Below are 21,158 nucleotides of genomic sequence, written 5' to 3'. Positions count from 1 at the left end.
TGCCGCTTCGTCACACTCGTGAAGCGCGCGAAGCATGTGATCACTCTAGTCACTCCGGTTTCGGAGCCGAATGAGTATCCGTACTCAAAGACGTCTCAGGTTCGTCCCGAAACGCCGTTCACCTTCTGCAAACCCCGCTTGCGGGCGTCCCGGATCACCGTCGCCGTGCCCGCGACCACCGCCACCAGCAGGGCGGCGATGCCCAACGCGTACGTGGCGTACCGCTCGTTGCGCTCCTGGGGCGTCTCGGAGAGCGCCAGCGCGGCCACCTCGGGGGCCGCGGCCTTGGGCGGGCCGGGGTCCGGGTGGGCGGCCTCCTCCGGGGGCGAGTCGTCGGTCACCGCGCGGACCGGGTCGACCACGCCCCACCCGACGAAGTTGTCGTGCCCGTTGACGGAGCGCTCCGCCGTCTGCTCGATCCGCGCGATGATCTGCGCGGCCGTCCACTTCGTCGTCGCGTACGGGTACTTGGCGCGCAGCAGCGCGGCGACCCCGGCGACGTACGGGGCGGAGAAGCTCGTGCCGTTGTCCGAGCACTGGCCGTTGCCCGGCACGGTCGAGACGACGTCGACGCCCGGCGCCGCGACCCCGACGAACGTTCCCGGCTGCGAGAACACCGCGCGCTCGTTGTTGCGGTCCGACGACGCGACCGCGAGGACGCCCGGGAAGGCCGCCGGGTAGGTGTCCTTCGCCTTGCCGTCCATGCCGTCGTTGCCCGCCGAGGCGACCACCACGATCTGCTTGTCCAGCGCCCGCCGAACGGCCTTCGCGAGATCCGAGTTGGGGCCCTGCGGCTCGGTCGTGTCCTGCGAGATGTTGATGACGTCGGCGTGCTGCGCGATGGCGTGGTCGATGGCCTTCGCCATCGTGTCCGTCTTGCCGCTGTTCTTCTCGTCGTTCTGGCGGATCGGGATGATCGTGGCCTCGGGCGCCAGGCCGACGAAACCGGTGCCCGCGCGGGGGCGCGCGGCGATGATGCCCGCGACCTTGGTGCCGTGGCCGACCTCGTCGACCGTGCCGCCCGTCTTGCCGCGCTTGTCGTTCTGCTCGCCCGAGCCGTCCTTCTCGGGCTTGAGGTAGTCCGTGCCGCTCTTGGCGTCGACCGCGGACTTGAGCTGCGGGTTGGCGATGTCGACACCGGTGTCGATGACCGCGACCCGTACGCCCTTGCCCTTGGTGTCCTGCCACAGCTCGTCGAAGAGCACCCGCTGGAGCGACCAGGGACGGCCCTCGATCTGCTTCTTCATGGGGAAGGTGCACTCGCCGCTGCCGTCGATCCCGAGGGCGGGCGGCACGGGTGCGGCGTGCGCGGACGGGGCGGGCGCCAGGGCGGCGACGGCCGTGGCCACGCCCACCAGCACCGGCTTCCTGAATGGCTTCAGCATCGACACTGACGTCAGTCCTTCCCTACGAGCCCTGGGGCTGGCGGGCGCTGTTGGTGTCGAGCCGCGGGCCCTTGGACAGGAACTCCGACCAGTTGATGGGCACTACGGCCGGGGTGACCTTCTCGTATCCGAGGCGCTGCTGCGCCTGGCTCGGCTCGGGGCGGCCGTCGTCGGGCTTCTGCCGGTCGCCGGTGCCGATGTCGGAGCGGGCGGCGTCGCTGTCGCCGTTGGCCTGCACCGCGTACCGCAGTCCGGTGTCGGTCACCAGGAACAGCGAGCCGTCGGGACGGGTCTGCCTGCCCTGCACCTGCGTGTAGAGCAGGCCGGTTCCGGGGGTGACGTACGTGCTGGTGCCGCCCGCGGTGATGGCCGCCGGGTACTCGGTGCCCGCCCAGGTGGAGAGCGTGGTGTTGCCCTTGTCGTCGACCTTGCGCAGCACGCTGCACACGGTGCTGCGCGCGCCCGGAGCGGCGGCGCCGCCGCCCGCGTTGACCTGCTTCGCCTTCTTGTCGGGCCAGTTGTTGGCGGCGCCGAAGTAGTCGGGCTTGGGCGCGATGGAGGCCGCGTCGACCTCCTTCACGTCGCCGTGCATGCCGAGCCTCGTGGTCTGCGGGGAGTTGAGCACCAACCAGGCCGTGAAGTCGGAGACGGGCTGGACCTTCCCCTGCAGTACTACGTACTGCTGCGGGCCCGCGCCGGTCTGGGCGCTCAGCACCATGCCGACCTTGTCCTCCTGCGGCGAGAGGCCGCCGCCGTTGCCCGCCGGGGCACCGACGTTGCCGGGGATCGCCGGGAAGTCGATCGGGGTGCCGTCGCCGAGCGTGGCCAGCCAGTCGTCGGTGACGGGCTGCGGCTGCTCGTCGGCGCCGAAGAGCGTACGCGCGAGCAGATCGCCGGGGGCGCCCTTGACCAGGTACTTGGTGCCCTTGGCGTCCACCACGTAACGGGCCTTGTTCTTCTGGCCCTGGACGTAGAGGACCTGGCCGCCGGTGAGCCGGCGCTTGTCGTCGGTCAGCTTGAAGTCGCGGTCGGCGAAGACGAACGCGGCCTTCTGGACCGAGTCCTTGCCGCCGCCGGGCTGCTCGCAGACCGCCCAGCGCTTGGCCTTCCCGGCCTCGCTCGCGGCGGGCAGCCGGTCCGGGGCGTACGGAATGCCCAGGATCGGGCCGCGCGCGAGCTTGCCCGAGTCCAGGATGTCGTCGCTGACCTGGATGACGTCGAACTTCTGCGGATCGAGCAGCAGCCGCGCCGAGGCCAGGTTGAGCACCGGATGGAGCAGGACCTTCTTGTCCTTGCCCTTGCCGGTGGACAGGACGACGTAACGGGTCGTCGACTGCTTGCCGACGATCACCTTGGTGCCCGGGGTGTCCCAGCCCTGCGGCGCCTTGGGCTTGAACATCCCCCAGGCGCCGAAGCCGGCGAGGCAGAGCGCGGCCACGATCACGCTCGGCACGATGGCCTTCAGCGGGCGCGGAGCACCTTCCTCCGTGCCCGTGGGAGACGGTTGCAGAAACGCCGCCACCGTGCGCTTCTTCGCAAAGGTGTACGCGTTGAGCTCGTCCCGCCGTGATGCCATGCGCCTCTGTCTCTCCCCGCGCGGCCCCCTGATCGGACCTGGTCCTGCGGTCCCCGGGCCTCGATTGTCAGACCGGCCCCCTACTATGCCTGTTGACCGAGGGTGCCTGTGGGGCGGGTAGGGTGAAGCCGCCGTCAAGACCCCTTGCCGAGCTGGGGGAATCCGGATGTTTTGGGTGCTTGCGCACGAATGGGGGGTGGTGGAGTGATGGCGTCCGCGACGCGTGTGCGGCCTGCCGCCGCCGGTCCGTCGGCCCCCGCCCAGGGAGCCTCCGCACCCCGTCTGAAGGCCCGGCCCGGCCACTTCGGGTCGTTCCGACTGCAACAACTCGTGCTGGTGGAGCTGGCCGCCGCCGTGCTGCTCGTCGCGTGGGTGATCGACGCGCTGATGCTGGTGCCCGCCGGAGTGGTCGCCGCGCTGCTCGTGCTGCTCGCGGTCGTCCGCCGCCACCGCCGCTCGCTGCCGGAGTGGCTGGGCACGGTGCTCGCGCTGCGCGCGCGCACCCGCAGGGCGGCAGGCCTGCCGGTCCCGGCGGGCACGGAACCGGGCTTCGCCCCGGCGGTGGAGTGCGACCCGGCGCTGCGGACGTACACGTTCGGCGACCGCGACCGCCGCCCCGTCGGCATGGTCGGCGACGGCACCTTCCTCACCGCCGTCCTCCAGGTCGAGATGGACGCCACGGCGCTGCGCCCGGAGCGCGGCGCCCGCCCGCTGCCGGTGACGCTCGTGCGGGACGCGCTGGACGTCGACGGCATCCGCCTGGAGTCCGCGCAGATCGTCCAGCACACCCAGCCCGCGCCCGCCCCGCACCTGCCCCAGCAGTCGGTGGCCGCCCGCAACTACGCACCGCTGCAGGCCCAGACCGGCTCGCCCGCGGTGCGCCTCACCTGGATCGCGCTCAAGCTCGACCCCGAGCTGTGCCCGGAGGCGGTGGCGGCGCGCGGCGGCGGTCTGACCGGCGCCCAGAAGTGCCTGGTGCGCGCGGCGGACCAGCTGGCGAGCCGGCTCACCGGCGCCGGGTTCCGTACGACGGTCCTCACCGAGCAGGAGCTGACCGGCGCCATCGCCACCTCGACCTGCGCCAACCCGATGGCGATCGCCCAGGCGGGCCGCGCGGGCACGCCGGGGCGGCGTACCCAGGAGACGGCCAGGACCTGGCGCTGCGACGACCGCCGCCACACGACGTACTGGGTGGGCCGCTGGCCCCAGCTGGGCGGCGGCGGGGCCTCGATGCCGCAGCTGGTCGCCCTGCTGACCTCGCTTCCCGCGCTCGCCACCACGTTCAGCCTGACGCTGGCCGCCGGCGACCGCCAGGAGGTCACGCTCACCGGACACGTCCGGATAACCGGCCGCAGCGACGAGGAACTGGTCGCCGCCCGCCGGGAGCTGGAGCGCACCGCGCGCGGAGTCAAGATCGGCCTGGTGCGCCTGGACCGCGAACAGCTGCCGGGCATGCTGGCCACACTGCCGCTCGGGGGTGCGCGCTGATGACCACGTCCTCTGTCTCTCCTGCCGCTCCGCCCGCCTCCGGCGAGGTGCGCAGAGGGCGCGCCCGGATGGGCTTCGGCCTGCTCGGGCCGCGCCGCGACCGGCACGCGCTCTCCGCCGACCAGGTGGAGGCCCTGGCGCTGCCGGTCGGCGACGACGGCATGGTGATAGGCGTGGACGCGGCGGGCCGCCCGTCGGTCCTCGGCATCAACCGCCCCACCGCGTACGACGTGACGCTGATCGGCGGGCTCTGGACCGCGCAGGTGCTCGCGCTGCGGGCGGCCGCGACGGGCGCGCGCGTGACCGTGGAGACGGGCCGGGCCCCCGCGTGGACGGCGCTCGCTCAGGCGGCGGGCGGCGGCCAGCAGTGCATCGCGCTGCACGACGTGGGCCGGGTGCCGCCGCAGGGCGCGTCCGCCGGATCGCCGGTCGTGGTCGTCCGCGACTGCGGCATGCGGCCGCCGCGCGGCCGGGTGGTCTCGGGGCCGTGGCAGTCGGTGCTGACGCTGCTGCCGTATCTGAGCCCGGTGGCGCCCCGGTTGCTGGAGAAGTCGGATCTGGTCGGTGTGCAGCGGGTCTCGCCGGACGAGGCCGCGCAGATCGGCCGGATCATGCATCTCCCGCAGGCCGAGACGGAGGCGCTGTCCACGCTGGCGGACGGCGTGACACTGTGGTGCGGTGCGCGCGACCGCCAGTTCGTGATGACCCAGGCCACGGACGCGGAGACCGGACTGCTCGGCTCCGCCCGGCGGATGGACTGAGCGAGCCGCGCCGCGCGCGTTCCGCTACGAAAACCACAAGGAATTGAGCAGGTACGGCCGACCCCCCGACCGGGTACGTGAACGGTTCGTTCACACTCCGCCCACATGGCGACGCCCTGCTGTCACTTGACGGCAGCGTGCGGGCACGACGTGATGGAGGGGACAGTCGGTGAGGGGTGGCCGGGCCTGCCGGTGCGGTGTTGTCGGCTATTAGGCTGGGACGGCCTGCGAACGAAAGGAATCCGGTGAACAGCGATCAGGACCAGTTCCGCACCGGCGGGAACGCGCGCGACGAGAATCGGTCCGACGCCGATCCCGAGCCCACGGGTGAGTTCACCATCGACTACACCCCGCCGGCCTGGTACACGCAGAACGCGGCGCCGAGCACGGACGCGGCGACGCCGCCTCCCCCGCCGCCCGCCGGGCCGCCCGTGGCCGTGCCAGGCCTGCCCTCCAGCGGCGGCTTCCAGCCGAACTGGACGACCACGCCCGCGCCGCCGGGCCCGGCCCCGTCCGAGGACGCGGCCGCCCAGGCGCAGCCGTTCGGGGGCGGGGACGTCGAGAGCGGCGCGACGATGCGGTTCTCGCCGGGCTCCCTGAAGCGGGAGCTCGCGGAGCGGCTGGCCGCGGCGGACGCGGCGAAGGCCGAGGCCGCGAACGCGGCGGGCGAGGCGGATGCGGGTACGGGTACGGGTACGGACGCGCCGTCCGATGCCGCCGCCGCTCCCGCGCCGGTCGCCGCCGACGAGCCGGTCGACGTGGCCGTGAAGGACGAGCCCACGGCGGAGGCCGTGTGGGACTCCGCCGGTACGGCCGAGGCCGAGCCCGAAGCCGGGGTCCCGGGGCCGGGCGGCGCCGAGGGCACCGCGCCGGAGGCCGACGCGGCTTCGGGTGAGCCCGAGCCCGCCGCGACTCCCGAGCCGAGCGATGCCGCGCCCGCCACCGCGGAGGCGACCGCTGCCGAGCCCGCCGAGTCGGCCGACGCCGCCCCGGCCCGCGCCGACCAGGTGGCCGCCGAGCCCTCCGGCTCGGTCACCTCCGTCACCTCCGACGACTCGGGCGACTACGTGACCGCCGCGCCGTTGGCGGCCGAGGCCGCCGACGCCGCGCCTGCCGCACCCGCCGAGCCCGTCCCCGCGCCGCCGGTCGCCGAGCCGGTCGACGCCGTGGCGGCGCAGGCGGCCGCGGCCGCACCGGCCGACGCCGTGCCCCCCGTCGCGGACGCGGCCCCCCAGGACGCCGTGCCGCAGGCCGCGCCGGTCACCCCGGCCGAGCAGCCGTGGGCCGCGCAGGCCCAGCAGCCGGGGCTGCCGCCGTTGCCGCCCGCGTACCAGCCCGCCGCGCCCGCACCGGCTCCGCAGTGGCCCGTACCGGCGCCGCAGCAGACCGGGCAGCCCGCCTGGCCGCTGCCGCACGGCGCCGAGCCTGCGGCGCCGCAGCCCGCGACCCCGACGGGCCAGGGCGGCTTCCCGCTGCCCCAGCCCAACGCTCCGGCCCAGCAGGGCGGCTACGGCTTCCCGCAGCCGGGCACGCCGAACGCCCCGGCGCCGACTCCGGCCGCCGACCCCAACACCCCTGCCCCGCAGGGCGGTTACGGGTTCCCCCAGCCGGGCCAGCAGGGCGCACCGGCCACGCCGCACGTCCCGGCCCCGGCACCGGCCCCGACGGCCGCCCCCAACGCCCCCGCCCCGCAGGGCGCGTACGGATTCCCGCACCCCGGAACACAGGGCGCCCCCAGCAACCCGGCCCCCCACACCCCCCAGGGCCCGCACGCCTTCCCGCAGCCCGGCGCCCCGGCCGCCGACCCCAACTCCCCCGCCCCGCAAGGCGGTTACGGGTTCCCGCAGCCGACCCCGGCCCAGACGCAGGCGCAGGCACCGGCCCAGACCCCGCCCGCGCCGCAGGCCCCCCAGGCCCCCCAGGGCGGCTACGGCTTCCCCCAGCCGGGGACGCCCGACGCCCACGCCCCCGTACCCCACCAGCAGGCCCAGCCCCCGGCGCAGCCGCAGGCGCAGCCGTTGCCGCAGGCGCAGCCGCCCGCCGGGCCCGTGGATCCGCGGAGCGGGGCCGGGTGGCCCTCCCCCGTGGCGCACGACCAGCGCGAGCGGTCCGTGCCGGGCGCGCCGCTCGGGTACACCGCGGCCGTGGAGCTCTCCTCCGACCGGCTGCTGCGCAACAACAAGCAGAAGGCGAAGTCCAGCCGCAACCCGGGCGGCGCCTCGCGCTTCAAGTTCGGCAGCAAGAAGGAGGAGGCCGAGCGGCAGCAGAAGCTCAACCTCATCCGCACCCCCGTGCTGTCGTGCTACCGGATCGCGGTCATCTCCCTCAAGGGCGGTGTCGGCAAGACGACGACCACGACGGCCCTTGGTGCGACGCTGGCGACCGAGCGGCAGGACAAGATCCTGGCGATCGACGCCAACCCGGACGCGGGCACGCTCGGCCGCCGGGTGCGCCGCGAGACCGGCGCGACCATCCGTGACCTGGTCCAGGCGATCCCGTACCTCAACTCGTACATGGACATCCGCCGGTTCACCTCGCAGGCGCCGTCCGGTCTGGAGATCATCGCCAACGACGTCGACCCGGCCGTGTCCACGACCTTCAACGACGAGGACTACCGGCGGGCGATAGACGTCCTGGGCAAGCAGTACCCGATCATCCTCACCGACTCCGGCACGGGTCTGCTGTACTCCGCGATGCGCGGCGTGCTCGACCTCGCGGACCAGCTGATCATCATCTCCACCCCGTCCGTCGACGGCGCGTCGAGCGCGTCCACGACGCTGGACTGGCTCTCCGCGCACGGGTACGCCGACCTCGTCCAGCGCTCCCTCACGGTCATCTCCGGGGTCCGCGAGACCGGCAAGATGATCAAGGTGGACGACATCGTCCAGCACTTCCAGACGCGCTGCCGCGGGGTCGTGGTGGTCCCGTTCGACGAGCACCTGGCGGCGGGCGCCGAGGTCGACCTCGACATGATGCGGCCCAAGACGCGCGAGGCGTACTTCCATCTGTCGGCGCTGGTGGCCGAGGACTTCGTCCGCGCCCAGCAGCAGCAGGGCCTGTGGACGGGGGACGGGGTCAACCCGCCGCCGCACATGGCTCCGCCGATGCCGGGGCAGCAGGCGCAGCACCCGGGCCAGCCCTTCCCGGGGCAGCCGGGCCAGCCCCTCCCCGGCCAGCCCGGACCGGGCCAGCAGGCGCCGGGGCAGCCGATGCCCCCGCAGCCGTACGCCCAGCAGCCGCAGCACCAGCAGCCCCAGCCGTACGGCGGCCAGCAGCCCCCGCAGGCGTGGCAGCAGCCCCAGCCTCCGCAGCAGTAGGACAGGAGAAAGGGCCCGCGCAGTCGTGGCGACCGCGCGGGCCCTTCGCCGTTCTCCCGCGCTAACGGGCCATCGCGCGGCGGGCGCCGACCTCGGAGGGCAGTTCGCGTACGAACGTGGCCGCGCACAGCGTGCCGAGCAGCCACGCGAACAGCGGGGCCAGGAACGGCAGCGCGAGCAGCACCAGCGCCCGCCAGGGGCTGCTGAGCCCGCTGCCCACCTGCCGCTGCCGGCCGCGGTGCGCCTTCCAGGACTCCTCCGGTGACGCCGCCTCGGCCAGCTTCTCCCGCATCTGGCGCCGGGCCCGCACCCAGCCCCAGACCGCCGACCCGGCGCACAGCGCCACCATCGCGATCCACAGCACCGGCGGCCAGACGCCGGGGAGCCCGTTCACGGTGTCGCCGAAGGCGATGAGCAGCACGCTCAGCATCACCGCCATCACCAGCAGCACGAAGGCGCCCAGCGCGATCCGGCGCGCCCAGTAGCCGAAGCCCCGCCGGTACCAGCTCGTGCCGACGACCGGCAGCCTGACGACGTGTGGCCCGGCGGGGACGGCCCGGTCAGAAGAGGCCCTTGAAACCATTCCACGCCTTCTTCCCCAGGTTGCCCGCGTCGTCCGCGAGGCGCTTCATGTCCTTGCCGGTGTCCGACAGGACGTTGCCGCTGCCGTGCCAGAGGCCGCCGATCACCCCGTGGTCGTGGATGTCCTCGCTCCAGTGCTCGTGGAACGCCTCGTCCAGGAGGTCGGTCGCGCCGATGACGACGGCGCCGCCGACCCCGGCGACCACGGCCACCGGCACGGTGATCTCCGAGCTGGCGGCCAGTGCGACGCCGAGCGCCGTGGCGCCCGCGCCCGCCGCGAGGCCGCCCAGTGCCGCACCCCCGTCCACCACCACCGAGTGCGTCCACGACCAGCCCTTGTCGTGGTCGTCCTTCGCCTCCAGGAGGCCGCAGACGCTCGCCGCCGCGATGTCGACGACGGGGATCTCCTTGAGGAAGTCCGGGAGCTTCTCCAGGCCCTTGCCCAGCTTCAGCGCGTCCGCCGCGTCCACGACCTTCACATTGAGCGCGTGGTCGTACGGCAGCGCCGAACTGCCGTGCTCGGCACGGGCGATGTCGGTCTCCAGGCCGTCGAGCTTGGTCAGCGCCTCCTTGTAGGCGAGCCGGGCCGGGGAGTCCTTGGGCAGGGTCTTGCCCTGCTTCTGCCACTCCTTGCGCTCGGCCCGCAGGTCCTTCTTGGCCTCGTCGGCTTCCTTCTTGGCGTCGTCCAGCTTGTCGGCGGCGTCGTGCCCCTTGACCCGGGTGCGCTCGGAGTCGTACGCGTACAGTCCGCGCAGATAGTCGGCGATGGTGACCTTGTCACCCTTGGACACCTCCGAAGTGTCCTCCTCGTACAGCTTGTTGAGCGCCTCGGCCGCGTCCAGGCGGGCCTGCTGGGCCGCGTGCAGGATGTCCGCGCGCACGGCCGCGTAGTTGGTGAGCCCGTCGATGGCCTTCTGCTCGTCGGGGTGGGGCGGGTTGTTGGTCATCAGCTGGCCGGGGACGCCCTTGGGGCCCATCGGGACGCCCGCCTTCACGGCCACGTCCTCGGCGTTCTGCAGCGCGCTCTCGGCGGCCGAGAGGTGGTCGGCCAGCGTGCAGAGGATCTCGCCGGTCGCGTGGACCAGCTCGGCGAACCCGCCCGCCGTCAGCGCGTCCTCGCTCCACTTGGCGCGGAACGACTCGGCCGCCTCGCCCTCCCAGGCCGCGTCCTTGGCCAGCTGCTCGACGACCGTGCCCAGCGGCTTCACGATCGATTCGAGGTCGTGCTTGGCGTTCTTGTAGGCGTCGCCCATCGCGCGTATGCCGCCGATGTCCCCGCCCACCCAGCTGTCGCTCACCGCGTGCCCTTCACATCAGGTCCTCGAAGAGGCCGTGTACGTCGATGTCGTTGCGCTGCATCGAGTCGTGCGCGTACTTCACCTTGTCGCTGTTGTCGTCCAGCCGGTCCGCCAGCTTGTCGTGGAGGCCCGCTATCAGGTCGGCCATCGACTTGATCGCCGCGTCGCAGCCGGGGTCGCCGGAACCGGCCACCGCGGGCTTCACGTTGGCGTGCATGCCCCGGTAGATCCCGGCTTCCTTGTGGAAGGTCGACGCCATCGAGTTGAGGTCGGCCAGAATGACCTTCACATCGGCGCTCATGCCCCTGCCCCGCTCTCTCCGTAGGTACGCTCCAGGTCCTGTGACCGCCATCTGCGGCCGCCCGGCGCCACGTCCGGGTCCAGACGCACCTTGGGCAGCCGGGCCTCGCGCATCGCCTCCGCGAACGGGCCGAGGGAGACGGCGATCCAGGGCTGCATCGGGCCGAGCGCGTCGACCAGCTTCGGCAGAGTGCTGAAGGCGACCGGGACCGGCGGTCCCGAGGGCGGTCTCAGCAGCTCGAAGTCGACGCGCGGGGCGGCGCCTCCGGCCGGATAGCGCGGGTGCGCCGGGACGAACACCGGTGTGTGGTACGGCGGGACGCCGGGTTGCGCGGCCTTGGCCGCGTCGACGCCGACGATGCCGAGGATGCGGGACACGTTGGGTTCAGCCACGTGTCTCAACTTATGTGCCGCCGCAGTTCGTCAATACGACGAAAACCGCCCAAAACCCTCACCCATAATCAATGGATGCCAGGTCTTGGGCGGTTTCTGGTCACTGATTGACCAGCGTTTGACCGGTCCTAGGCGCCGCGTGCCTCGTCCGCCTCGATCAGTTCCGTCGAGCGCTTCACATCGCGCGCGATCGCTTCGAGCAGTGCCTCGATCGACTCGAACTTCTCCTGGCCGCGCACATACGCGAGGAAGTCGACCGCGACGTGCAGCCCGTACAGATCGAGCCCCACGCGGTCGATCGCGTACGCCTCGACCGTGCGCTCGGTGCCGTCGAACTGCGGGTTGGTGCCGACCGAGATCGCGGCGGGCATCCGCTCGCCGGCGGCGGTGAGCCAGCCCGCGTACACGCCGTCCGCGGGGATCGCGGTGTGCGGCAAGGTCTCCACGTTCGCCGTCGGGTAGCCCAGCTCGCGGCCGCGCTGCGCGCCGCGCACCACGACGCCCTCGACCCGGTGCGGGCGGCCCAGGATCTCGGCCGCGCCCGCCACATCGCCCTCGGCGACCAGGCGCCGGGTCAGGGTCGAGGAGAACGGCTGCCCGCCGCCCGCCTCGCCGCTGACGAAGTGGTCGATGACGTCCACCTCGTAGTCGTACGTCTCGCCCAGCTCGGCCAGGAACTCCACGTTGCCGGCCGCCTTGTGGCCGAAGCGGAAGTTGGGGCCCTCGACGACCACGCGCGCGTGCAGCTTGTCGACGAGCGCCTTGACCACGAACTCGGCCGGCGACAGCTTCGAGAACTCGCTGGTGAAGGGGAGGATGAGCAGCGCGTCCACCCCGAGGTCCGCCATCAGCTCGGCGCGCCGGTGGTGCGGGGCGAGCAGCGGCGGGTGGCTGCCGGGGCGCACGACCTCGCTGGGGTGCGGGTCGAAGGTCACCACGACCGACGGGATGCCCAGCTCGCGGGCGCGCTCCACGGCCCGCCCGATGATCACCTGATGCCCGCGGTGCACCCCGTCGTAGGAGCCGATGGTGACGACGCTGCGTCCCCAGTCCTGGGGAATGTCCTCCAAGCCACGCCAGCGCTGCACTGTGACCGCTCCTCGCCCGAAACTCGCCGAAAACCGAACCCGTGTACGTGAGAGTAGGCCTCTCACACAGGTCTAAGACTGCCATGCCCGGCGGGCTCGGCCCGCATCGGCATGGGCACCGCAAGCGTCTCGACCGTGCGGCGGGCGCTCGGCCCGATCACCGCCGACCACTCGTGCGGTGCCTGCACCAGCCAGCCCGCCACCTGAACGGCGAATTCCGGTACTTCCCTGGCCAGCTCGACGACCCGGCGGTCGAAGCAGGAGGCGCCTTCGGGGGTGCGCACCAGGAGCAGCCCGGTGCGGTGGACCAGGTCGCGGGTGCGCGCCTCGGGCCGCGCCTCGGCTCCCAGGGCCGCCGCCCGCAGCAGGGCGTGCAGGACCGCCGGGTCCCGCGACTCGTACCGCTCGTATTCGAGGAGTACGTCCAGGAGCTCGGCCCGCAGAGGGCGCGAGGTACGGCTGCCGGGCGCGGCGAGCACCGGCGCCAGCGCCCGCCGCACCTGCGGCGAACAGCCTCGCAGTACGGACGTGACCAGCGGGAACAGCACGGCCCTCGCGGCCGGTCCGTACTCCAGGCGCCGCTCCACGAACGCGGCGGCGTGGTCCGCGCCCTCCGGGTGGCGGTCCAGATAGGCGCGGACCAGGGCTGCCGCGCGGCGCGCGAGCGCGGGCGTGTTGATCTCGGCGAGCGCCCCCAGCACCTCGGCCGCGCCGTCGCCCGGCTGCTCCAGACGCGCCTGGAAGGCGGCGAGCACCGGCTCGGGGTGGGTGGTGAGGGCGGCGGTGAGCGCGGCGGCGGGCAGCCGGGGATCGCCGCCCGCGTACCGCGCGAGCGTCTTGTCGAGGTAGCGGGCGCGGGTACGCGGGTCGCGGATGAGCAGCCCGAGCGCGGCGCCGTGCAGCGGGGTGTCGGCGGACCGGGCGAGCAGGGCGAGCGCGGCGTAGCGCAGCAGGTCGCGGTCGGCGCCGGTGGTGACGTACGGCGCGACGCGCGGCCCGTACGCGGCAGCCGCCACCCGCCGTTCGGGCCGGTCGTCGTGGGCCCAGCGGTCCACGGCCCGGCAGAGCGCGGACGGCTCGTCCTCGGCCAGCGCCGCCAGGAGTTCGTCGGCGCGGGCGTGCGCGGTGGCGACCAGCGCCTCGGTGAGGTCATCGATGGCCAGCGAGCGGCGGGCGTAGAGCAGGGCCTGCGCGGCCCCGGCCACCGTCGGGCGCATCTCGCTGCCCGGCGGCGCGGGCAGCGGCCGCTCGTCGGTGAACCACCGGCACAGCAGCGGCTGTACGCTCCGGGGCTCGGCCGCGAGCCGCCGGTCCACGGCGTCCAGGTACCGCTCCCACCCCGGCGCCGCGCCCGGCGCCCCGTCGGCGGGCACAAGGCGCCGCATCAGCTCGATGCGGCGGTCGTCGCCGATCCGCAGCCGCTGCCAGAACCACGGCCCGAACTCCCCCAGCCCGCAGAGTTGTCCCGGCCCGCCCGCGCGCACCGACCGCTCGCTGATCCGGTCGGCGAGCAGCCGCAGCACACAGAGGTACGCACGGGGCTCGGGCACCCGCAGCAGCGTCTGCCCGAGCAGATGGACGGCCCACCAGCGGGCGTCCTCCATCCGGTCCTGCCCGCCCGCGCCGGGGCCCTCCGCCAGCCGGTCGAGCGCGTCCACCAGCTTCGCCAGGCGCGGGGCGAGCCGGTCGGCCCCGTGCTCGCGGTCCAGGAGCAGCAGGGCCTGGAGGACGGGGCCGATGCGGTGCCGGGGCACCGGGAGGGTGCGGGGCTCGTCCTCGGGGGGCGCGGGCCGCGTCCCGGGCGCGGGCGGCACCGGGCCCGGCCGGAACCGCCGCCCCCGCCTGCCGTCCTCACTGCGCGGCGAGCGGCGCTGGTCGGGGACGCCGGGGTGCGGCGGCCCGGCGGGCTCCTCCTCGCCCGTGCCGGCGGCAGCGCGCGACCCCGGGGGTGGCGGCACATAGGCCGCGTCGTCCTCGCTACGCCCGGCCGGGCCGCTGGTGCCCGGGCGGGACGGCAGGCGGGCCGGGGCCCGGTCGGCGGCGGCCGTGGCGTCCTCGCACCAGCGGTGGACCAGGGCGTGCAGGGCCCCGTCCAGGTCGAGGTGGGCGGCCTGGAGCCAGTCGGCCAGCTCCTCGTGCGCGAAGCGGTAGCCGGAGCCCGCCGGGACGAGCAGCCCCTCGGTGAGGACCGCGGACGCCCAGCCGGTGCGCCAGGGGAAGATCTCCTCGAAGTTCTCGCGGTCCAGCTCGCCCTGGCCCGGGCCCAGACAGCGCCGGGCCGCCTCGTGGACCCGGCCCGAGACCCGAGCGGCCAGCCGCCGCACCGCCGTGCCGCGCAGTGCGGGGCGCCGGGCGGCCGCCAGCCGTACCGCGATGCGCAGGCACATCAGATCCAGATGCGCGGCGAAGACGTCCTCGCGCCCGGGGCGGCCCGGCACCTCGCCCGGCAGCGCGTCGCGCACCTCGGCGAGCAGCCGCAGCGTCAGCGGATGCCGCCCGGCCCGGTCGGCCAGGGCGTTGTCCGGGATGCCGTACCGCTCGCGGGCCCGGGTGGCCTCCTTGCGGGAGAGGTCGCCGATCCGCACGGCGTGCGGCAGCCGGGACGCCTCGGCCGGGTGCAGCGCGTCCGGCGGGAAGAGCGCCCCGGCCTGCTCCCAGTGCTCGGGGCGGCAGGCCACCACGAGCCGCGCCCCGGCCGCGCGCAGCCACGCCGCCGTACCGGCCGTCCACTCGGGCAGCCGGTGCGCGAGCACGGGCGGCATCTCCTCGGGCCCGTCGAGCAGGACGAGCAGCGGGCGCCCGGCGTCCGAGGCCAGCCGTGCCACCCGCTCCGGGGTGGCGCACTCCATGTCTCCGGGAGCGCCCGCGGCCGCCACGATCCGGCCCGCCTGGCGCAGCGCCCGCGCCACCGCGTCGGCCACCGAGCCGTCGCCCGCGCGCAGGTCCGCGCCGCGCAGCCACACCGTGGGGGCGGGCTCCGGGCCCCGGGCGCGGCGGGCGGCGAGTGCGGCGAGCTCGGTGGTGCGGCCGGTGCCGGGGTCTCCGACCAGGCCGAGCACACTGGCCCGCCCCGCCGCGAAGTCCGTGAAGTGCCGTACGGTGAGCCGCCGTTCGACCGGGTCCTGGCGTGCTCCGGGGCCGCCGGCCGAGCCCACCGAGGTCGCGGTGAGCTGGAGCGCGCCCGCCAGGTTCAGGTCCTCGCCGTACCCCGGCACGGTCGCCGCGTTGCGCCGCAGCAGCTCTTCGAGCGGGCCCCCGTCGGGCCGCAGCGGCACCGCGAATCCGGCCGCCCGGTGCGCCGCGTGCAGCGCGGTGCCGAGCACCCCGAGCACCGCACCGGTCGCCGCGTCCAGGACCGGCCCTCCCGCGGCCTCGCCGCCGAGCCGCAGCGCGTCGGCGCCCTCGGTGCCGATCGCCAGCTCCAGGGCGGAGCCGAGGAGGTGGAAGCGGTCGGTGGCGGTGTAGGTGACGGGCGACTCGCCGAGCACCCGCGCCTCGCGCCAGCCGTGCGCGGCGATCCGTACGTACGTGCCCGCGGCGACCGACTCCCGGGCGGCGACGGGCAGCGGCCGCACTCCCAGGCCCTCGGTGCGCACCAGGGCGAGGTCGGCCTCCGGCAGCGGGGTGACCGCGTCGGCCTCGGCGAGGCAGGTGCGCTCGCCGGGCGCGTGCAGCACCACCCGGGTGAGCCCGTCCACCGCCTCGTGGCTGGTGACCACGGTGCCGCGGTCGTCGGCGACGAATCCGGTGCCCCGGGTACGTCCCGCCAGATCGCAGATCCGTACCAGCGTCTCCCGGCCCCCGTCGCCGTCCCCGCGTCCCATGTCCGAAACGGTAGTTCTGGGATGATCCGCCCGAGAAGAACGCGAGGCGAAAGCGCCCCCCAGTGCACCCCTCTTTCACTACGAGCGCCTGCACGCAGGGGTGAAAACACCTGTGGCGGGCTCGCAAGGAGCCCGCCACACGTTTGAGAACCCGGGACGAGTCCCGGCCGCCCCTCGGGGGCTAGCCGAACACCGCCAGGCTCTTCGCCTTGCCGCGCTGGCTCTCGACGAGCGCGAGGAGGCGCTCGCCCGGCCCGTAGACGGCGACCGGCTTGCCCTCGCCGTACACCTCGGGCATGTCCAGGCGCACCCCGTTCAGGAGCAGCCCGGCGCGCCGCTCGTCCACGTCCCAGCGGGCGAACGCGGCGGCCGCAGCCTCGGCGACCGGCATCACCGTCAGCTCCTCCTGGAGCTGGTCGAGCGTGCGGGCCGCGTCCAGGCCGTAGGGCCCGACCCGGGTGCGCCGCAGCGCCGTCAGATGACCGCCGACGCCGAGCCCGGCGCCCAGGTCGCGGGCGAGGGCGCGGATGTACGTACCGGAGGAGCAGACCACCGAGACGACCAGGTCGACGACGGGGGTGCCGTCCTCGGCCACCGCCTCGCGCACGTCGTACACCCGGAACGAGGAGACCGTCACCGGCCGGGCCGGGATCTCGAACTCCTCGCCGCCGCGCACGCGCGCGTAGGAGCGCTTGCCGTCGATCTTGATGGCCGAGACCTTCGACGGGACCTGCATGATGGCGCCGGTCAGCGCCGCGACACCGGCGTCGATGCCCTCGCGGGTCACCTTCGAGGCGTCGGTGGACGAGGTGATCTCGCCCTCGGCGTCGTCGGTGACGGTGTCCTGGCCGAGGCGGATCGTACCGAGGTACTCCTTCTCGGTCAGGGCGAGGTGCCCGAGCAGCTTGGTGGCGCGCTCGACGCCCAGCACGAGCACGCCCGTCGCCATCGGGTCGAGCGTGCCCGCGTGGCCGACCCTGCGGGTCTTGGCGATCCCGCGCATCTTGGCCACGACGTCGTGCGAAGTGAAGCCGGACGGCTTGTCGACGATGACAAGGCCGTCCGGCGTCTTCTGTACGTTGCTCATTCGGCGGCGGTACCCTCGTCGTCCTCGTCAGGCTTCTTGTACGGGTCGGCGTCGCCGGCGTACTTGGCGCCCGAGGAGACCTCGCGCACCGCGGCGTCCGAGGCCCGCGCCTTGTCGAGGAGGTCCTCGATCGTCTTGGCGTTCTCCGGGAGGGCGTCCGCCACGAACGTCAGGGTCGGCGTGAACTTGGTGCCGGCGGCGGAGCCGACCGCGGAGCGCAGGATGCCCTTGGCGCTCTCCAGTCCGGCGGCCGCGCTGGCCCGGTCCTCGTCGTCGCCGTAGACCGTGTAGAAGACCGTGGCCTCCCGCAGGTCGCCGGTGACCCTGGTGTCCGTGATGGTCACATGCGTACCGAGGCGCGGGTCCTTGATGCCGCGCTGCAGCTTCTGGGCGACCACCTCCCGGATGAGGTCCGCCAGCTTCTTCGCCCGCGCGTTGTCGGCCACTGGTCCTTCTCCTTCTTTGCCTTGCTCAAGCTCAGTTTTCAGTCTTCGTCACTGTGGAGCCTGCGTCGCACCGACAGCAGCTCCACCTCGGGCCGGGCGGCGACCATGCGCTCGCACCGGTCGAGTACGTCTGTGAGGTGCCCCGTGTCGCCGGAGACCACCGCCAGGCCGATCTCGGCCCTGCGATGGAGGTCCTGGTCGCCGACTTCCGCCGCGCTCACCGCGTACTTGCGCTGGAGTTCGGCGACGATCGGCCGCACGACGGAGCGTTTTTCCTTCAGCGACCGTACGTCGCCGAGGAGCAGGTCGAAGGACAGCGTCCCCACATACATAGGTGTCCGGATATCCCGCCGGTCCGGGGTAGATGGCCCCGCCGATGACTTGGCGGGGACACCAGAACCGTACACGCAACGGCCGGGGCCGATCGACGGAATAAGCTCCGCCGACCGGCCCCGGGTCGATACGACGATCAGCCGCGCGGCTTCTCGCGCATCTCGTACGTCGCGATGACGTCGTCGATCTTGATGTCGTTGAAGTTTCCGAGGTTGATACCGCCCTCGAAGCCTTCGCGGATCTCGGTGACGTCGTCCTTGAAGCGGCGCAGACCCTCGATGTTGAGGTTCTCCGCGATGACCTTGCCGTCCCGGAGGAGGCGGGCCTTCGTGTTCCGCTTGACCTCGCCGGAGCGGATGAGCACACCCGCGATGTTGCCGAGCTTGGACGAGCGGAAGACCTCGCGGATCTCCGCGGTGCCGAGCTCGACCTCCTCGTACTCCGGCTTCAGCATGCCCTTGAGGGCCGCCTCGATCTCCTCGATGGCCTGGTAGATCACCGAGTAGTAGCGGACGTCGACGCCCTCGCGCTCCGCCATCTGCGCGGCACGGCCGGCCGCACGGACGTTGTAGCCGATGACGATGGCGTCGGAGCCCATCGCCAGGTCGATGTCGGACTCGGTGACCGCACCCACACCGCGGTGCAGGATGCGGATGTCGACCTCTTCACCGACGTCGAGCTGGAGCAGCGAGGACTCGAGAGCCTCGACCGCACCGGACGCGTCGCCCTTGATGATGATGTTGAGGTCCTGGACCAGACCGGCCTTGAGCACCTTGTCGAGGTCCTCGAGGGACACCCGGCGGGTGCGCTTGGCGAACGCGGCGTTGCGCTCGCGGGCGGCGCGCTTCTCGGCGATCTGACGGGCCGTACGGTCCTCGTCGACCACCAGGAAGTTGTCGCCCGCGCCCGGGACGTTGGTGAGACCGAGGACGAGGACCGGGGTCGACGGACCCGCCTCTTCCACGTTCTCGCCCTTGTCGTCGAGCATGGCGCGCACTCGGCCGTAGGCGTCACCGGCGACCATCGTGTCGCCGACGCGGAGGGTACCGCGCTGGACGAGGACGGTGGCGACGGCGCCGCGGCCGCGGTCGAGGTGGGCCTCGATCGCGATGCCCTGCGCGTCCTGCTCCGGGTTGGCCCGCAGGTCGAGCGAGGCGTCGGCGGTGAGGACGACGGCCTCCAGCAGGGAGTCGATGTGCAGACCCTGCTTGGCGGAGATGTCGACGAACATGGTGTCGCCGCCGTACTCCTCGGCCACCAGACCGAACTCGGTCAGCTGACCGCGGACCTTGACCGGGTCCGCACCCTCGACGTCGATCTTGTTGACCGCGACGACGATCGGGACGCCGGCGGCCTTGGCGTGGTTGAGCGCCTCGATCGTCTGCGGCATGACGCCGTCGTTGGCCGCGACCACGAGGATCGCGATGTCGGTCGACTTCGCACCACGGGCACGCATGGCGGTGAACGCCTCGTGACCCGGGGTGTCGATGAAGGTGATCTTGCGCTCTTCGCCGTTGACCTCGGTACCGACCTGGTAGGCACCGATGTGCTGGGTGATGCCACCGGCCTCGCCCGCCACGACGTTCGTCTTGCGGATCGCGTCGAGCAGTCGGGTCTTTCCGTGGTCGACGTGACCCATGACGGTGACGACCGGCGGACGCGCCACGAGGTACTCCTCGCCGCCCTCGTCCTCGCCGAACTCGATGTCGAAGGACTCGAGCAGCTCGCGGTCCTCCTCCTCCGGGCTGACGATCTGAACCTGGTAGTTCATCTCGCCCGCGAGGAGCTGGAGGGTCTCGTCGGAGACGGACTGCGTGGCAGTGACCATCTCGCCGAGGTTCATCATGACCGCGACCAGCGACGCCGGGTTGGCGTTGATCTTCTCCGCGAAGTCGGTGAGCGAAGCACCGCGCGACAGGCGAACGGTCTCGCCGTTGCCGCGGGGCAGCATCACGCCGCCGACCGACGGGGCCTGCATGGCCTCGTACTCCTGGCGCCTCTGACGCTTCGACTTGCGACCGCGACGGGCGGGCCCGCCGGGACGGCCGAAGGCACCCTGCGTGCCGCCACGGCCACCGGGGCCGCCGGGACGACCGGCGAAGCCGGGACGACCGCCGCCGAAGCCGCCGCCACCACCGGGAGCGCCGCCGCCACCGCCGGGACGGCCGCCGAAGCCACCGCCGCCACCGGGACGACCGCCGCCGCCGGGACCGGCCGGACGGCCGGCGAAGCCCCCGCCCGCAGGACGGCCGGCGCCGCCCGGACGGCCACCGGGGCCACCGGGACCACGGCCACCGGGGCCGCCGCCGGGACGCGGGCCCGCAGCGGGACGCTGCGGCATCATGCCGGGGTTGGGACGGTTACCGCCGCCGCCCGGGGCACCGCCCGGACGCGGGGCGCCGCCCTGCGGGCGGGGCATACCGCCCGGGGTCGGACGCGGAGCGCCCTGGCCCTGGGGACGCGGAGCACCGCCGGGACCGCCCTGCGGACGCGGGGCGCCACCGGGGGCACCGGCGCCGCCGGGACGGGGCGCGCCACCGCCGGGACGGGGCGTCTGCGGACGCGCCATACCGGTGGAGCCGCCGGAGGTGAAGGGGTTGTTGCCGGGGCGCGGACCGGCCGGACGGGCACCGCCCGGACGCGGGGCGCGCTCGCCCGCGGCGGGACGCGGAGCGCCGCCGGGACGGGCACCCTGGCCGCCCTGGCGCTCGCCCTGACCGCCGGAGGCGGCGGGACGGGCGGCCGGACGCGGGCCGGGGGTGGCACCCGCGGGACGCGGGGCCTGCTGCTGCGGCGCGGGGGCCTGGGCCGCCGGAGCCGAGAACTCGGCCGCGGGGACCGGAGCCGCCGGGGCGGGCTTGGCCGGCGCGGGCTTGGGACCCGGACGCGGGCCGGGGGCCGGCGCCGTGGACGGGGTGCTGCTCTTGGGGGCCTCGGCGGCGGCCGGCTTGGGGGCCGGGGCGCCGGGCTTGGGGGCAGCGGGACGTGCCGCCTGCGCCGGGGAGGGCGCGGCGGGCTTGGCAGGCGTCGCCTTGCGGGGCGCGCTCGGCTTGGCAGCGGACTTGCCGGCGTTACCACCGGGCCCCTGCAAAGCGTCGGTCAGCTTGCGTACAACAGGCGCCTCGATCGTCGAGGACGCCGAACGGACGAATTCACCGAGTTCTTGGAGCTTGGCCATGACGACCTTGCTCTCCACCCCGAACTCCTTGGCGAGTTCGTATACCCGGACCTTAGCCACTTCGCTCCTTTTAGGTCCGGGTTACCGCCGGACCGTCGCTAC

15 protein-coding genes are annotated in these 21,158 nt (G+C 73.9%); 3 read left to right on the top strand and 12 right to left on the bottom strand.

The features are described 5' to 3' along the window. Positions 1-95 precede the first annotated feature (95 nt). Positions 96-1,385 (bottom strand): type VII secretion-associated serine protease mycosin, encoded by a 1,290-nt coding sequence (gene mycP / locus BX283_RS29225; protein ID WP_101392630.1) that lies wholly within the window; start codon positions 1,383-1,385, stop codon positions 96-98. A 22-nt stretch (positions 1,386-1,407) separates the two neighbouring features. Then, a complete protein-coding gene (gene eccB, locus BX283_RS29220) occupies positions 1,408-2,961 on the bottom strand; it encodes a type VII secretion protein EccB (protein WP_101390463.1) in 1,554 nt (517 codons plus the stop codon). Positions 2,962-3,168: 207 nt separating this feature from the next. On the opposite strand from eccB, the gene eccE reads away from it, so the two are divergent. The 3 genes from eccE to BX283_RS29205 all read left to right on the top strand — a co-directional run bounded on the left by eccE (position 3,169) and on the right by BX283_RS29205 (position 8,527). After that, positions 3,169-4,449, top strand: coding sequence for a type VII secretion protein EccE (gene eccE, locus BX283_RS29215; protein WP_101390462.1), 1,281 nt, complete (start codon positions 3,169-3,171; stop codon positions 4,447-4,449). After that, a complete protein-coding gene (locus BX283_RS29210; protein WP_101390461.1) occupies positions 4,449-5,210 on the top strand; it encodes a hypothetical protein in 762 nt (253 codons plus the stop codon). The genes eccE and BX283_RS29210 overlap by 1 nt, the downstream gene beginning before the upstream one ends. Positions 5,211-5,455: 245 nt before the next feature. Beyond that, positions 5,456-8,527, top strand: coding sequence for an SCO5717 family growth-regulating ATPase (locus BX283_RS29205; protein WP_101390460.1), 3,072 nt, complete (start codon positions 5,456-5,458; stop codon positions 8,525-8,527). Positions 8,528-8,588: 61 nt separating this feature from the next. Here the strand turns inward: BX283_RS29205 and BX283_RS29200 are convergent, their stop codons facing one another. The 10 genes from BX283_RS29200 to infB all read right to left on the bottom strand — a co-directional run bounded on the left by BX283_RS29200 (position 8,589) and on the right by infB (position 21,116). After that, positions 8,589-9,110 carry a hypothetical protein gene (locus BX283_RS29200; RefSeq protein ID WP_101390459.1) on the bottom strand — a complete coding sequence of 174 codons (522 nt, stop codon included), beginning with the start codon at positions 9,108-9,110 and terminating at the stop codon, positions 8,589-8,591. Further along, positions 9,088-10,407 (bottom strand): WXG100 family type VII secretion target, encoded by a 1,320-nt coding sequence (locus BX283_RS29195; RefSeq protein ID WP_101390458.1) that lies wholly within the window; start codon positions 10,405-10,407, stop codon positions 9,088-9,090. Before BX283_RS29195 ends, BX283_RS29200 begins: the two co-directional genes overlap by 23 nt. A gap of 10 nt (positions 10,408-10,417) precedes the next feature. Then, the gene (locus BX283_RS29190; RefSeq protein WP_101390457.1) at positions 10,418-10,708 is read right to left on the bottom strand and encodes a DUF6317 family protein; all 291 of its coding nucleotides are present in this window, start codon (positions 10,706-10,708) and stop codon (positions 10,418-10,420) included. Further along, complete coding sequence (locus BX283_RS29185; RefSeq protein ID WP_257583921.1) at positions 10,705-11,100, bottom strand: SAV_915 family protein; 396 nt, start codon at positions 11,098-11,100, stop codon at positions 10,705-10,707. The genes BX283_RS29190 and BX283_RS29185 overlap by 4 nt, the downstream gene beginning before the upstream one ends. Before the next feature lie 128 nt (positions 11,101-11,228). Further along, positions 11,229-12,188 (bottom strand): bifunctional riboflavin kinase/FAD synthetase, encoded by a 960-nt coding sequence (locus tag BX283_RS29180; RefSeq protein WP_101390456.1) that lies wholly within the window; start codon positions 12,186-12,188, stop codon positions 11,229-11,231. 62 nt (positions 12,189-12,250) lie between these two features. Further along, entirely contained in the window at positions 12,251-16,012 is a 3,762-nt protein-coding gene (locus BX283_RS29175) for a serine protease (RefSeq protein ID WP_101390455.1), read from the bottom strand. Positions 16,013-16,193: 181 nt separating this feature from the next. Next, positions 16,194-17,099: a tRNA pseudouridine(55) synthase TruB gene (truB, locus tag BX283_RS29170; protein WP_101390454.1), complete on the bottom strand. Its 906-nt coding sequence runs from the start codon at positions 17,097-17,099 to the stop codon at positions 16,194-16,196. Continuing rightward, a complete protein-coding gene (gene rbfA, locus BX283_RS29165; protein ID WP_101390453.1) occupies positions 17,096-17,545 on the bottom strand; it encodes a 30S ribosome-binding factor RbfA in 450 nt (149 codons plus the stop codon). Before rbfA ends, truB begins: the two co-directional genes overlap by 4 nt. Before the next feature lie 38 nt (positions 17,546-17,583). Next, positions 17,584-17,877, bottom strand: coding sequence for a DUF503 domain-containing protein (locus BX283_RS29160; RefSeq protein WP_067164897.1), 294 nt, complete (start codon positions 17,875-17,877; stop codon positions 17,584-17,586). A 137-nt stretch (positions 17,878-18,014) separates the two neighbouring features. Further along, positions 18,015-21,116, bottom strand: a complete 3,102-nt coding sequence (gene infB / locus BX283_RS29155) for a translation initiation factor IF-2 (RefSeq protein WP_101390452.1) — start codon at positions 21,114-21,116, stop codon at positions 18,015-18,017. Positions 21,117-21,158 lie beyond the last annotated feature (42 nt).

Source organism: Streptomyces sp. TLI_146, from assembly GCF_002846415.1.
In the GTDB taxonomy this organism is placed as follows: domain Bacteria; phylum Actinomycetota; class Actinomycetes; order Streptomycetales; family Streptomycetaceae; genus Streptomyces.
The sequence above is the reverse complement of the archived record's forward strand: the minus strand, read 5'-3'. Positions and strand labels throughout refer to the sequence as shown.